The organism is Streptomyces luomodiensis, from assembly GCF_031679605.1.
In the GTDB taxonomy this organism is placed as follows: Bacteria; Actinomycetota; Actinomycetes; order Streptomycetales; family Streptomycetaceae; genus Streptomyces; species Streptomyces luomodiensis.
Genome location: NZ_CP117522.1, coordinates 6,934,406 through 6,946,841 on the forward strand (window position 1 = coordinate 6,934,406; position 12,436 = coordinate 6,946,841).

Here is a 12,436-nt window from a genome sequence, read left to right on the forward strand (position 1 = left end):
GGGATGAGCGGAGCCCGAGGGGCGGGGGGCGGCAAACCGCCGGGGCGTACGCCGGGCAGCGTGCTGTCCGGGCTGGCGGTGGCCGTCGGGTGTGTGCTGTTCCTGGGCGGCTTCGTGTGGGGCGCGGTGCTCTACAAGCCGTACACCGTCCCGACCGACTCCATGGCGCCGACGATCGGCAAGGGCGACCGGGTGCTGGCGCAGCGGATCGACGGTGGCGAGGTGCGCCGCGGCGATGTGGTCGTCTTCCACGACCAGGTGTGGGGCGACCTGCCGATGGTGAAGCGGGTGATCGGGGTCGGCGGCGACCGGGTCGAGTGCTGTGACGAGCAGGGCCGGCTGCGGGTGAACGGCAAGGTCCTCGAGGAACCGTATCTGCGCTCGGGTGATCAGGCGTCCTCGACGGCCTTCTCCACCACGGTGCCCAAGGGCCGGCTGTTCCTGCTGGGCGACCATCGGAGCGACTCCCTCGACTCACGGGTGCACCTCACCGACGAGGCCGGCGGCGCCGTGGAGCGGGGCGCGGTGACCGCCCGGGTGGACGCCACCGCCTGGCCGCTGGGGGCCTGGGGGACGGTGGGGCGGCCTGAGGCGTTCCAGGCCCTGCCGGGCGGTGTGTCGCAGCCGGGGCCGCTGAGGCTGATCCTGGTGGCGGTCGTCGTGGGCGCCGTGCTGATCCTGGCGGGCGCGGCCCATGGGCCGTTCGTCCGGCGCAGGGCGGGCGGCGGCGCGCGGCGGGACCAGGCGGCGGAGGGGAAGGTGGCCGCGCATGGCTGAGCGGACTGGCGAAGCCCAGCGGACCGGCACGGACGAGCGGCGGCTGCGGAAGGTCGCGCGGGTGGTGCTGCTGGATCCGCAGGACCGCATTCTGCTGCTGCACGGCTTCGAGCCGGACGATCCCTCCTCGACGTGGTGGTTCACTCCGGGCGGCGGCCTGGAGGACGGGGAGAGCCGCGAGCAGGCGGCCCTCAGGGAGCTCGCGGAGGAGACCGGGATCACCGATGCGCGGCTCGGCCCGCTGCTGTGGCGGCGGGTCTGCTCGTTCCCGTTCGCCGGGCGGCGGTGGGACCAGGACGAGTGGTACTACCTGTGTCGTACCCGACAGACCGAGGCCCGCACCGGCGGCGGGCTGACCGAGCTGGAGCGGCGGAGCGTGGCCGGGCTGCGGTGGTGGACGGCGGAGGAGCTGGCCGCCGCGACCGAGCCGGTGTACCCGACCCGGCTGGCGGAGCTGTTGCGTACGCTGCTCGCCGAGGGACCACCGAGTGCACCGGTGATCCTGGAGACTGAGCGCGTCTGACGCACAATGGGGGGACGCACGGCTGAAGGGGAACATGCCATGAGCGCCGAGGACCTCGAGAAGTACGAGACCGAGATGGAGCTGAAGCTCTACCGGGAGTACCGCGATGTCGTCGGTCTGTTCAAATATGTGATCGAGACCGAGCGTCGCTTCTATCTCACCAACGACTACGAGATGCAGGTGCACTCGGTCCAGGGCGAGGTCTTCTTCGAGGTGTCGATGGCCGACGCCTGGGTCTGGGACATGTACCGCCCGGCCCGCTTCGTGAAGCAGGTGCGCGTTCTGACGTTCAAGGATGTGAATATCGAGGAGCTGAACAAGAGCGACCTCGACCTTCCGGGTGGCTGAGTTGTCCACAGCGGCCCGGCCGTCCACAGAAATGCTCCAAGATCCCTGAGCGGGGCGCGGGGGCGTCACAGTCGGTGCCGGAGGTGGTGCCGAATGAACGCCCGAGGAGCACTGGGCCGCTACGGCGAGGATGTGGCGGTGCGCCGGCTGGCGGAAGCCGGGATGACCGTCCTGGAGCGCAATTGGCGGTGCCGGGACGGCGAGATCGACATCGTCGCGCTCGACGCCGGGGCGCTGGTGATGTGCGAGGTCAAGACGCGCCGCGAGGGCGGGTACGAGCATCCGATGGCGGCCGTCGGCCCCGACAAGACCGAGCGGCTGCGGCGGCTGGCGGAGCGCTGGCTGGAGCGGCACGGCGGCCCGCCGCCGGGCGGAGTGCGCATCGACGTGGTGGCGGTGGTGCTGCCGCGCAGGGGCGCGCCCGTGGTCGAGCATGTGCGGGGGGTGGCCTGATGGGGTTCGCCCGCACCTGCTCGGTGGCGCTGGTCGGGGTCGAGGGCGTCGTGGTGGAGGTCCAGGCCGATCTGGAGCCGGGAGTGGCGGCCTTCACACTCGTCGGGCTGCCCGACAAGAGCCTGGTGGAGAGCCGGGACCGGGTCCGCGCGGCCGTCGTCAACTCGGGATGCGAATGGCCCCAGAGGAAGCTCACGGTGGGACTCAGCCCGGCGTCCGTCCCCAAGGGCGGCAGCGGCTTCGACCTGGCCGTGGCCTGTGCGGTGCTCGGGGCGGCCGAGCGCGTCGACCCGCGGGAGATCGCCGATCTGATGATGATCGGGGAGTTGGGCCTGGACGGCCGGGTCCGGCCGGTGCGTGGGGTGCTGCCCGCCGTCCTCGCCGCCTCCGAGGCGGGCTACCGGCAGGTCGTGGTCCCCGAGCAGACGGCGGCGGAGGCGGCCCTGGTGCCGGGCGTCTCGGTGCTGGGCGTGCGGAGCCTGCGCCAGCTGATCGCGGTGCTGACGGACGAGCCGGTGCCGGAGGAGGAGGCCCAGGAGCTGGGCCGCCCCGATCCGATGCTCGCCGGGCTCACCGTGCCCGGCGCCGGTATGGGCACCGGCGTCGCCGCGGTGCCCGGGGCCGGGGCCAGGCGGCCCGATCTGGCCGAGGTGGCCGGGCAGCGGGCCGCCCGCACCGCCCTGGAGGTCGCGGCCGCGGGCGGGCACCACCTCTTCCTCAGCGGGCCGCCGGGCGCCGGCAAGACCATGCTGGCCGAGCGGCTGCCCGGTCTGCTGCCACCGCTCACCCAGCAGGAGGCCCTGGAGGTCACCGCGGTCCACTCGGTCGCCGGGGTCCTCCCGCCGGGCCAGCCGCTGGTGGACACCCCGCCCTACTGCGCCCCGCATCACTCGGCGACCATGGCCGCCCTCGTCGGCGGGGGCAACGGTCTGCCGAGACCGGGCGCGGTCTCGCTCGCCCACCGCGGGGTGCTCTTCCTCGACGAGGCTCCCGAGTTCAGCGGGCAGGCACTGGACGCCCTGCGGCAGCCCCTGGAGTCGGGGCATGTGGTGGTGGCCCGGTCCGCCGGGATGATGCGGATGCCGGCGCGCTTCTTGCTGATGCTGGCGGCCAACCCCTGCCCCTGCGGGCGCCATGGGCTGATGGGCGACGTCTGCGAGTGCTCGCCCGCCACGGTCCGCCGCTACCAGGCGCGGCTGTCCGGTCCGCTGCTGGACCGGGTGGACCTGCGCGTCCATGTCGAGGCGGTGAGCCGCGCCGAGCTCACCGGGGCCGGTGGCGCGGCGGAGAGCAGCGCGTCCGTCGCGGCCCGGGTGCGGGAGGCCCGGGAGCGGTCCGCCGCCCGCCTCCAGGACACCCCCTGGCGGCTGAACAGCGAGGTGCCCGGCCATGAGCTGCGCACCCGCTGGCAGCCGTCCCCCGGCGCGCTGCGTGAGGCCGAGCGGGACATGGAGCGCGGGCTGCTCACCGCCCGGGGGCTCGACCGGGTGCTGAGGGTCGCCTGGACCGTCGCCGACCTGGCCGGGCACGACCGGCCCATGGCGCCGGACATCGCCCAGGCGCTGCAACTGCGCACCGGAGTCAGCCGCGGGGTGCCGGTCGGAGCGGGGGAGTACTGATGTCCGTACCTTCGGCGGGCGGCCCCGGCGCCGTCCCCGCCCTGTTCCGCGAGCCCCGGCAGGGGCGCGATGTGCCGGGCGACGGCCGCGACACCCGGGGCGAGGGGTGCGACGTTCCGGGCGCGGGGCACGAGATTCCGGATGAGGGGCAGGGGCTCCCCGGGCGGCGGGGCGTCCCGGAGGAGGAGCGCCTGGCGCGGGCGGCGCTCACCCGGCTCGTGGAGCCCGGGGACCAGACGGTGGGGCGCTGGCTGCGCCGCATGGGGCCGGAGGCGCTGTGGCGGGCGCTCACCGGCAAGGGCAAGCCACCGCCCGGGGCGACCGGGGACCGGCTGGCCGGGTGCGCCCTCCGGGCGGCCGCGCTGGACCCGGCCGCGGACCTCGCACTGATCGCCCGGTGCGGAGGACGGTTCATCTGCCCCGGCGATCTGGACTGGCCCGGTCAGCTCGACGACCTCGGTGACACTCGCCCGGTCGGGTTATGGGTGCGCGGCCGGGCATCGCTGCGGATGTGGGCGCTGCGCTCGGTCGCCGTGGTGGGCGCGCGGGCCTGCAGCGACTACGGCGCGCATGTCGCGGCGACCCTCGGTGCCGGGCTGGCCGAGCGGGGCTGGGTGGTGGTCTCCGGGGCGGCCCACGGTGTGGACGGCGCCGCTCACCGAGGGGCGCTCGCCGCGGACGGGGCCACCGTCGCGGTGCTCGCCTCCGGTGTGGACGTCCCCTATCCGCGCGGGCATGCCGAGTTGATCGCGCGGATCGCGGAACAGGGCCTGGTGCTTGCCGAGTTGCCGCCCGGAGCACATCCGACACGGGCCAGATTCGTGCTCCGCAACCGGGTCATCGCCGCCCTGACCCGCGGCACGGTCGTGGTCGAGGCCCAGTACCGCAGCGGATCGCTGGTCACCGCGCGCCGGGCACAACAGCTCGGGCGGTCCACCATGGGGGTGCCGGGACCGGTGACCAGCGGGCTCTCCGCCGGGGTGCACGAACTGCTGCGCGGGGAGGCCGTCCTGGTCACCGACGCCGCCGAAGTCGCCGAGCTCATCGGCGGCATCGGAGACCTCGCTCCCGAGCGGCGGGGGCCGCTGATCGAGCGGGACCTGCTCGATCCCGTGACGGCACGGGTGCTGGAAGCGTTGTCGGCACGGGGCGGCAACGACCTGCGGGAGGTGGCCCGGGAATCCGGGACCGGCTGCGACGAGGCCCTGGGCCGGCTCCACGAACTGCTCGCCCTGGGCTTCGTCGAACGTCATGGCGATCGCTGGGAGTTGATGCGTCCGGTGCGCCGGAGTGACGGCGCACGGCGAGGCGATCCCCCGAATCGGGGCAATCGGGTGAAAGGGTTGAGGCGATGACCGTATCCGCACACCGCCGAGCCGACGCCCTTCGCATACCGCGACGCCGCAGTCACGCTACGCTCACAAGGTTTCCGGCGGAAGCGTACGTCCGCACCCATGTCATGGCAGAACGGCTCAAGGCGACGAATGCCCCAGCACATCTCCGGGTCTGACAGCGCGGCGCCGCCCGCGGCCCGCGGCGCGGTGCGCCCTGCCGCGCCCTCCTCGCTCGACGAGCTGTGGCGGTCGTACAAGACCACGGGCGACGGCCGGCTGCGGGAGCAGCTGATCCTGCACTACTCACCGCTGGTGAAATATGTGGCCGGCCGGGTCAGCGTCGGACTGCCCTCCAACGTCGAGCAGGCGGACTTCGTCTCGTCCGGGGTCTTCGGACTGATCGACGCCATCGAGAAGTTCGACCCCGAGCGCGCCATCAAGTTCGAGACCTACGCGATCACCCGCATCCGCGGCGCGATGATCGACGAGCTGCGGGCACTGGACTGGATCCCGCGGTCGGTGCGCCAGAAGGCTCGGGCCGTGGAGCGGGCGTACGCCACGCTGGAGGCCCGGCTGCGCCGCACGCCCTCGGAGGCCGAGGTGGCCGCCGAGATGGACATCGGCCTGGAGGAACTGCACGGTGTTTTCAGCCAGTTGTCGCTCGCCAATGTGGTCGCCCTGGAGGAGCTGCTGCACGTGGGCGGCGAGGGCGGTGACCGGCTCAGCCTCATGGACACCCTCGAGGACACCGCCGCGGACAACCCGGTCGAGGTGGCCGAGGACCGGGAGCTGCGCCGGCTGCTCGCCCGCGCGATCAACACCCTCCCGGAGCGGGAGAAGACCGTGGTCACGCTCTACTACTACGAGGGGCTCACGCTCGCCGAGATCGGTCAGGTGCTCGGCGTCACCGAGAGCCGGGTCAGCCAGATCCACACCAAGTCGGTGCTCCAGCTGCGGGCGAAACTCGCCGACGTCGGGCGCTGAATCGTCCCTTCGGCATCGCCCTCCCGGCGGCCTCTTCCGTAAAGTGGACGGGTGCCCAGGATTCGAGCGGCCTCAGTGGCCGAGCACCGGACGATGCAGCGCGCGGCCCTGCTGGAGGCCGCCCGCTCCCTGCTGTCCGAGGGCGGAACGGAGGCGCTGACCTTCCCCGCCCTCGCCGAGCGCACGGGCCTCGCGCGGTCCTCCGTCTATGAGTACTTCCGCTCCCGCGCCGCCGTGGTCGAGGAGCTGTGCGCCGTCGATTTCCCGGTCTGGGCCGCCGAGGTCGAGGCCGCGATGGAGGGGGCCGACGGACCCGAGGCGAAGATCGAGGCGTATGTCCGCCGGCAGCTGGCGCTCGTCGGCGACCGCCGGCACCGCGCCGTGGTGGCGATCTCCGCCGGTGAGCTGGACGCGGGCGCGCGGGAGAAGATCCGGGCCGCCCATGGTGGGCTGATCGCCATGGTGGTCGAGGCCCTCGCGGCCCTCGGGCATGAGCAGCCGCGGCTCTCGGCCGTGCTGCTCCAGGGCGTCGTGGACGCCGCGGTCCGGCGCATCGAGCTGGGCGCGGCCGAGGACCCCGAGCGGATCACCGAGGCGGCCGTCGCCATGGCCCTGCGCGGCGTCCGGGGCTGACCTCCGCTCTCCGGTTCCTTCGCCGCCCCACCGGATGCGTGGGGCGGCGACCCAGGCGGATTCGCGCCCAGACAGACGCCCCCACCAGCGCCGCTGCCGCCGGCAGCCGGGTGCCCCCGGCGGGGGAGGCGAGGGCGGTGACCACGGGCGCGTCGCGCACACCGAACACCGGAAGCAGTCGGGAGGGGCCGCCCCGCAGCATCGACGGCGGCAGCAGCGACAGGGGGTCGAGATAGCGGTCCGCGCGCCGCAGCCCCCAGTGCAGGCAGCCGGACCGGCAATGGAAGGGGCCCGGCGCCACCACGCCGACCACCTGCCCCGCCCTCACCCGCTCACCCTTCGCCACCGTGGCACGCACCGGTTCGTAGGTGGTGCGCAGCGGAGGGGAGCCGGTCCCGGACAGCTCGACCACCAGCACGCCGCGGCCCGCGACCGGCCCCGCGAAGCTCACCCGCCCCGCTCCCGCCGCCCGCACCCGCTCGCCCGCGCGCGCCGCGAGATCGACCCCGCGATGCCCTGCCGCCCAGGGCGCCGGCGGTGGCCGCCAGCCCCTCAGCACGCTCGGCCGCACCGCCGGCCCACCATCGACCGGCCAGGACCGCTCGCGGACCCCGCCCGGATCCGCCACCGCGCTCCGATCCGCCGCCGCGGCCGGTGTCGCCGGCAGGAGTGCCGCCGGAAGAGCCGGAAGAGCTGCCGCCAGCACCGGCAGCGCCAGAATCACCAGGGCAAGCGCCCGTCCCACCACAAGCCTTCGCATGCCCTCCACGGTGGCCCGGCGGCTCGAAACGGGTGGATCATGGGCGGAATCGGGGGACTACTCACGGGTTGTGGATAACGCCGTCACCCGGCACCGTACCCGTCCCGTACACTTCTTATGGCGATCCGGGTCACCGGATCGACTTCGCACGCCCCGCCACCGGCGCTCCGATCGCGCATCGGTCAGCTCGGTGGCCGCGCCTCTCGGTCTTCGGACGACACCTGAAAAGGGCCCCGTCCGTGGCAGGCGCGTCGGGACGTCAGGAGCGGCGGCCGCCCGGCCGCCGTGGAACCGAGTACCTCAAGGAGTACGGCCATGGCCGTCGTCACGATGCGGGAGCTGCTGGAGAGCGGCGTCCACTTCGGGCACCAGACCCGCCGCTGGAACCCGAAGATGAAGCGCTTCATCTTCACCGAGCGCAACGGCATCTACATCATCGACCTGCTCCAGTCGCTGTCGTACATCGACCGCGCCTACGAGTTCGTCAAGGAGACCGTTGCCCACGGCGGCTCCATCATGTTCGTCGGCACGAAGAAGCAGGCGCAGGAGGCCATCGCCGAGCAGGCGACCCGCGTCGGCATGCCGTACGTCAACCAGCGCTGGCTGGGCGGTATGCTCACCAACTTCTCGACCGTCTACAAGCGCCTTCAGCGCCTGAAGGAGCTCGAGCAGATCGACTTCGAGGACGTGGCCGCCTCCGGCCTCACCAAGAAGGAGCTCCTGGTCCTCTCCCGTGAGAAGGCCAAGCTGGAGAAGACCCTCGGCGGTATCCGCGAGATGCAGAAGGTGCCGAGCGCCGTCTGGATCGTGGACACCAAGAAGGAGCACATCGCCGTCGGTGAGGCGCGCAAGCTCCGGATCCCGGTCGTCGCGATCCTCGACACCAACTGCGACCCGGACGAGGTCGACTACAAGATCCCGGGCAACGACGACGCGATCCGCTCCGTCACCCTGCTCACCCGGGTGATCGCCGACGCCGTCGCCGAGGGCCTCATCGCCCGCTCCGGCGTCGCCACCGGTGACGAGAAGGCCGACAAGGCCGCGGGTGAGCCGCTCGCCGAGTGGGAGCGCGACCTGCTCGAGGGCGAGAAGAAGGCGGACGAGGGCGAGGCCAAGCCCGCCGAGGCCGCCGCGGACAAGCCGGCCGAGGACGCCAAGCCCGCCGAGGACGCCAAGCCGGCCGAGGCCCCCGCCGCGGGCGCCGAGCAGGGCTGACCACTCAGACGTCACTCAGACGGTGTATGACGGCGGGGGACGGTGCCGGTGGCGCCGCCCCCGCCGTTCACCCGTAGAGCTTTCGACTTTCGAGAAGAGATTCACAGATCATGGCGAACTTCACCGCCGCTGACGTCAAGAAGCTCCGTGAGCTGACCGGCGCCGGCATGATGGACTGCAAGAAGGCGCTGGACGAGGCCGAGGGCAACGTCGACAAGGCCGTCGAGATCCTGCGCGTCAAGGGCCAGAAGGGCGTGGCCAAGCGCGAGGGTCGCAGCGCCGAGAACGGTGCCGTCGTCTCCGTCATCGCGGACGACAAGTCCTCCGGCGTGCTGGTCGAGCTGAAGTGCGAGACCGACTTCGTGGCCAAGGGCGACAAGTTCGTGGCCGTCGCCGACGCCATCGCCGCCCACGTCGCCAAGACCTCCCCGGCCGATCTGGAGGCCCTGCTCTCCTCCGAGATCGAGGCGGGCAAGACCGTCCAGGCGTACGTCGACGAGGCCAACGCGACCCTCGGCGAGAAGATCGTCCTGGACCGCTTCGCGCAGTTCTCCGGCGGCTACGTCGCGGCGTACATGCACCGCACCAGCCCGGACCTGCCGCCGCAGGTCGGCGTCCTGGTCGAGCTGGACAAGGAAGACGCCACGGTCGCCAAGGACGTCGCGCAGCACATCGCGGCCTTCGCCCCGAAGTTCCTCACCCGTGACGAGATCCCGGCCGAGACGGTCGAGAACGAGCGCCGGGTCGCCGAGGCCACCGCTCGCGAGGAGGGCAAGCCCGAGGCCGCCCTGCCGAAGATCATCGAGGGCCGCGTCAACGGCTTCTTCAAGGAGAACGTCCTGGTGGACCAGGCGTTCGCCAAGGACAACAAGAAGTCCGTCCAGAAGATCCTGGACGAGGCCGGTGTCTCGCTCAAGCGCTTCGCCCGTTTCCGCGTCGGCGTCTGAGCCGAGCAGCGAATGACCGGCGACCCCGATAGGGTCGTAGGCAGCCAACCGTCAACCGGTCGGCCGCAGATGTGACGAGGAGGCCATTGCCGCAGAGGTCGTAACAGGACCCGTCCGGCAGTGGCCTTCTTCGTATGTGCACGAGGAGATCTCCAATGAATCACGGCGCGGACGCCAAACAGGCCGCCGACGACAAGAAAGCGCACGGCGCGGCCCAGCACGGCCGCTTCCTGCTGAAGCTGTCCGGCGAGGCGTTCGCCGGAGGCGGGGGACTCGGTGTCGACCCGGACGTCGTGCACGCCATCGCCCGCGAGGTCGCCGCCGTGGTGCGGGACGGCGCCGAGATCGCCATCGTCATCGGCGGCGGCAACTTCTTCCGCGGTGCGGAGCTACAGCAGCGCGGTATGGACCGGGCCCGCTCGGACTACATGGGCATGCTCGGAACCGTCATGAACTGCCTCGCCCTCCAGGACTTCCTGGAAAAGGAGGGCATCGACTCCCGCGTCCAGACCGCCATCACCATGGGGCAGGTCGCGGAGCCGTACATTCCGCTGCGCGCGGTGCGCCATCTGGAGAAGGGGCGCGTGGTCATCTTCGGCGCGGGCATGGGCATGCCGTACTTCTCCACGGACACCACCGCGGCCCAGCGCGCCCTGGAGATCGACGCACAGGCCCTGCTCATGGGCAAGAACGGCGTGGACGGGGTCTATGACTCCGACCCCGCCCGCAACCCCGACGCGGTGAAGTTCGACGCGCTGGAGTACGGCGAGGTGATCACCCGGGACCTCAAGGTCGCCGACGCCACCGCGATCACCCTCTGCCGGGACAACAAGCTGCCCATCCTCGTCTTCGAGCTCCTGGCCGAAGGAAATATCGCGCGCGCGGTGAAGGGTGAGAAGATCGGCACTCTGGTGAGCGACCAGGGCTCCCGGGCCTGACGGCTCGTACGGGGGATGGACAACGGCCTGCCGGTCGGACACCGTGCAGGAGAAGACGCACGCAGGGGCGAGGCTCTGCTTACTGATAACACCAGGAGCAAGTGGTGATCGAAGAGATCCTCCTCGAGGCCGAGGAGAAGATGGAGAAGGCCGTTGTGGTCGCCAAGGAGGACTTCGCCGCGATCCGCACCGGGCGTGCGCACCCGGCGATGTTCAACAAGATCGTGGCGGACTACTACGGTGCGCTGACGCCGATCAATCAGCTGGCGTCGTTCTCGGTGCCCGAGCCGCGGATGGCCGTGGTCACGCCGTTCGACAAGACCGCGCTCCGCAACATCGAGCAGGCGATCCGGGACTCGGACCTGGGCGTCAACCCGAGCAATGACGGCAATATCATCCGGGTGGTGTTCCCCGAGCTCACCGAACAGCGCCGCAAGGAGTTCATCAAGGTCGCCAAGGGCAAGGGCGAGGACGCGAAGATCTCGATCCGCAGCGTCCGGCGCAAGGCCAAGGAGTCCATCGACAAGCTGATCAAGGACGGCGAGGTCGGCGAGGACGAGGGGCGCCGTGCCGAGAAGGAGCTCGACGACCTCACGGCGAAGTATGTCGCGCAGGTGGATGAGCTGCTCAAGCACAAGGAAGCCGAGCTGCTCGAGGTCTGATGAACGACTCTTCCTGGGGGGCCCCACCGAGCGCCGGACTCCGGGGACCGGATCAGGGCACCGCACCCGGCTATGGCTGGGAGGTGCCCTCTTCTTCGGCGGGTCCCGTGCACGAGGTGGGTGGGGCGGCGCAGACTCGCCCCATGCCCACCGTGCCTCACGCAGGCGGCGACTCCGGCGAGGCCGCCGACCGTGACCGGGGGGCCGCCCAGCCGGGTGGCCCCCTCTTCCGCGACGAGCGGGAGCCGCAGCCCGGATCCCGGCAGCCCGCCGGGCATCCGCCGACGCCCCCCGACCCCGCGTCCGACCCGGCCCTGGCCGGCGGCGCGCGCAGCGGCGGTGCGGGGCAGGGGAAGAAGAAGAGCGCCGGCCGCAATCTGCGCGCCGCGATAGGGGTGGGCGTCGGCCTCGGCGTGATCATCGTGGCCTCGCTCTTCATCTACAAGCCCGTGTTCATCGGCGTGATAGCGGTCGCGGTGGTGGTCGGTCTCTGGGAGCTGACCTCGCGGCTGGCCGAGCGCAAGGACATCCGGGTCCCGTTGGTGCCGCTCGCCGTCGGCGGGGTCGCCATGGTCGTCGCCGGCTATGTGCGCGGGGCCCAGGGCGCGGTGGTGGCGGTGGCGCTCACGGCGCTCGCGGTGCTGGTCTGGCGGATGACCGAACCGCCCGACAACTACCTCAGGGACGTCACCGCGGGTGTCTTCGCCGCCTTCTACGTGCCGTTCCTGGCCACCTTCGTGGCGCTGATGCTCGACACCGGGGACGGCCCGTGGCGGGTCCTCACCTTCCTGCTGCTGACCGTGGTCAGCGACACGGGGGCGTACGCGGTGGGCTGGCGCTTCGGCCGGCATCCGCTGGCGCCGCGGATCAGCCCCGGCAAGACCCGCGAGGGGCTGCTGGGCGCGGTGACCTTCGCGATGGCCGCGGGCGCGCTGTGCATGCAGTACCTCATCGACGGCGGCGTCTGGTGGCAGGGCCTGCTGCTCGGCCTCGCCGCCGCGGTCAGCGCGACCCTCGGCGACCTCGGCGAGTCCATGATCAAGCGGGACCTCGGCATCAAGGACATGGGCAAGCTGCTGCCCGGCCACGGCGGGATCATGGACCGGCTCGACTCGCTGCTGCCCACCGCGCCGGTGGTGTGGCTGCTGCTGGTGATCTTCGTGGGCGGCTGACCACACCGGCCCACGGGCCCCGCGCCGCTCATGGCGCGGGGCCCTTCGTACGTCTGCGACACTGGGTGAAC

General features: G+C 72.1%; 14 protein-coding genes. 13 read left to right on the top strand and 1 reads right to left on the bottom strand.

Translation table 11 applies throughout. The annotated features are described in order from the left end of the window. Positions 1–3 precede the first annotated feature (3 nt). The 8 genes from lepB to PS467_RS29400 all read left to right on the top strand — a co-directional run bounded on the left by lepB (position 4) and on the right by PS467_RS29400 (position 6,671). On the top strand, positions 4–777 hold the full coding sequence (gene lepB, locus PS467_RS29365) for a signal peptidase I (protein WP_311037740.1): 774 nt from the start codon (positions 4–6) through the stop codon (positions 775–777). Next, entirely contained in the window at positions 770–1,300 is a 531-nt protein-coding gene (locus PS467_RS29370; protein ID WP_311037741.1) for an NUDIX hydrolase, read from the top strand. Before lepB ends, PS467_RS29370 begins: the two co-directional genes overlap by 8 nt. 39 nt (positions 1,301–1,339) lie before the next feature. After that, the gene (locus PS467_RS29375) at positions 1,340–1,648 is read left to right on the top strand and encodes a DUF2469 domain-containing protein (protein WP_009714730.1); all 309 of its coding nucleotides are present in this window, start codon (positions 1,340–1,342) and stop codon (positions 1,646–1,648) included. A gap of 93 nt (positions 1,649–1,741) precedes the next feature. Next, positions 1,742–2,101 (top strand): YraN family protein, encoded by a 360-nt coding sequence (locus PS467_RS29380; protein ID WP_311037742.1) that lies wholly within the window; start codon positions 1,742–1,744, stop codon positions 2,099–2,101. After that, positions 2,101–3,720, top strand: a complete 1,620-nt coding sequence (locus tag PS467_RS29385) for a YifB family Mg chelatase-like AAA ATPase (protein WP_268974674.1) — start codon at positions 2,101–2,103, stop codon at positions 3,718–3,720. The genes PS467_RS29380 and PS467_RS29385 overlap by 1 nt, the downstream gene beginning before the upstream one ends. Further along, on the top strand, positions 3,720–5,075 hold the full coding sequence (dprA, locus tag PS467_RS29390; RefSeq protein ID WP_311037743.1) for a DNA-processing protein DprA: 1,356 nt from the start codon (positions 3,720–3,722) through the stop codon (positions 5,073–5,075). The genes PS467_RS29385 and dprA overlap by 1 nt, the downstream gene beginning before the upstream one ends. A 129-nt stretch (positions 5,076–5,204) precedes the next feature. Beyond that, a complete protein-coding gene (gene whiG / locus PS467_RS29395) occupies positions 5,205–6,038 on the top strand; it encodes an RNA polymerase sigma factor WhiG (protein WP_268974676.1) in 834 nt (277 codons plus the stop codon). Positions 6,039–6,131: 93 nt separating this feature from the next. Continuing rightward, positions 6,132–6,671, top strand: coding sequence for a TetR/AcrR family transcriptional regulator (locus PS467_RS29400; RefSeq protein WP_268977146.1), 540 nt, complete (start codon positions 6,132–6,134; stop codon positions 6,669–6,671). Here PS467_RS29400 and PS467_RS29405 read toward each other — a convergent pair. After that, positions 6,625–7,431 carry a murein hydrolase activator EnvC family protein gene (locus PS467_RS29405; protein ID WP_311037744.1) on the bottom strand — a complete coding sequence of 269 codons (807 nt, stop codon included), beginning with the start codon at positions 7,429–7,431 and terminating at the stop codon, positions 6,625–6,627. The two genes, PS467_RS29400 and PS467_RS29405, sit on opposite strands and share 47 nt — an antisense overlap. A 315-nt stretch (positions 7,432–7,746) precedes the next feature. Between PS467_RS29405 and rpsB the strand changes: the two genes are divergently transcribed. The 5 genes from rpsB to PS467_RS29430 all read left to right on the top strand — a co-directional run bounded on the left by rpsB (position 7,747) and on the right by PS467_RS29430 (position 12,365). Continuing rightward, positions 7,747–8,646: a 30S ribosomal protein S2 gene (rpsB, locus tag PS467_RS29410; RefSeq protein WP_311037745.1), complete on the top strand. Its 900-nt coding sequence runs from the start codon at positions 7,747–7,749 to the stop codon at positions 8,644–8,646. Between the two features lie 110 nt (positions 8,647–8,756). Beyond that, positions 8,757–9,593 carry a translation elongation factor Ts gene (gene tsf, locus PS467_RS29415; RefSeq protein ID WP_268974679.1) on the top strand — a complete coding sequence of 279 codons (837 nt, stop codon included), beginning with the start codon at positions 8,757–8,759 and terminating at the stop codon, positions 9,591–9,593. 155 nt (positions 9,594–9,748) lie between these two features. After that, positions 9,749–10,531: a UMP kinase gene (pyrH, locus tag PS467_RS29420; protein ID WP_137979772.1), complete on the top strand. Its 783-nt coding sequence runs from the start codon at positions 9,749–9,751 to the stop codon at positions 10,529–10,531. Positions 10,532–10,635: 104 nt separating this feature from the next. Next, positions 10,636–11,193: a ribosome recycling factor gene (gene frr / locus PS467_RS29425; protein WP_268974680.1), complete on the top strand. Its 558-nt coding sequence runs from the start codon at positions 10,636–10,638 to the stop codon at positions 11,191–11,193. After that, the gene (locus PS467_RS29430; protein ID WP_311037746.1) at positions 11,193–12,365 is read left to right on the top strand and encodes a phosphatidate cytidylyltransferase; all 1,173 of its coding nucleotides are present in this window, start codon (positions 11,193–11,195) and stop codon (positions 12,363–12,365) included. The genes frr and PS467_RS29430 overlap by 1 nt, the downstream gene beginning before the upstream one ends. The last annotated feature ends 71 nt before the right edge of the window (positions 12,366–12,436 follow it).

Bases quoted from the DNA above. Each gene is read 5' to 3' on its own strand.
- lepB (WP_311037740.1), top strand. From the start codon at position 4: ATGAGCGGAGCCCGAGGGGCGGGGGGCGGCAAACCGCCGGGGCGTACG.
- PS467_RS29370 (WP_311037741.1), top strand. From the start codon at position 770: ATGGCTGAGCGGACTGGCGAAGCCCAGCGGACCGGCACGGACGAGCGG.
- PS467_RS29375 (WP_009714730.1), top strand. From the start codon at position 1,340: ATGAGCGCCGAGGACCTCGAGAAGTACGAGACCGAGATGGAGCTGAAG.
- PS467_RS29380 (WP_311037742.1), top strand. From the start codon at position 1,742: ATGAACGCCCGAGGAGCACTGGGCCGCTACGGCGAGGATGTGGCGGTG.
- PS467_RS29385 (WP_268974674.1), top strand. From the start codon at position 2,101: ATGGGGTTCGCCCGCACCTGCTCGGTGGCGCTGGTCGGGGTCGAGGGC.
- dprA (WP_311037743.1), top strand. From the start codon at position 3,720: ATGTCCGTACCTTCGGCGGGCGGCCCCGGCGCCGTCCCCGCCCTGTTC.
- whiG (WP_268974676.1), top strand. From the start codon at position 5,205: ATGCCCCAGCACATCTCCGGGTCTGACAGCGCGGCGCCGCCCGCGGCC.
- PS467_RS29400 (WP_268977146.1), top strand. From the start codon at position 6,132: ATGCAGCGCGCGGCCCTGCTGGAGGCCGCCCGCTCCCTGCTGTCCGAG.
- PS467_RS29405 (WP_311037744.1), bottom strand. From the start codon at position 7,431: ATGCGAAGGCTTGTGGTGGGACGGGCGCTTGCCCTGGTGATTCTGGCG.
- rpsB (WP_311037745.1), top strand. From the start codon at position 7,747: ATGGCCGTCGTCACGATGCGGGAGCTGCTGGAGAGCGGCGTCCACTTC.
- tsf (WP_268974679.1), top strand. From the start codon at position 8,757: ATGGCGAACTTCACCGCCGCTGACGTCAAGAAGCTCCGTGAGCTGACC.
- pyrH (WP_137979772.1), top strand. From the start codon at position 9,749: ATGAATCACGGCGCGGACGCCAAACAGGCCGCCGACGACAAGAAAGCG.
- PS467_RS29430 (WP_311037746.1), top strand. From the start codon at position 11,193: ATGAACGACTCTTCCTGGGGGGCCCCACCGAGCGCCGGACTCCGGGGA.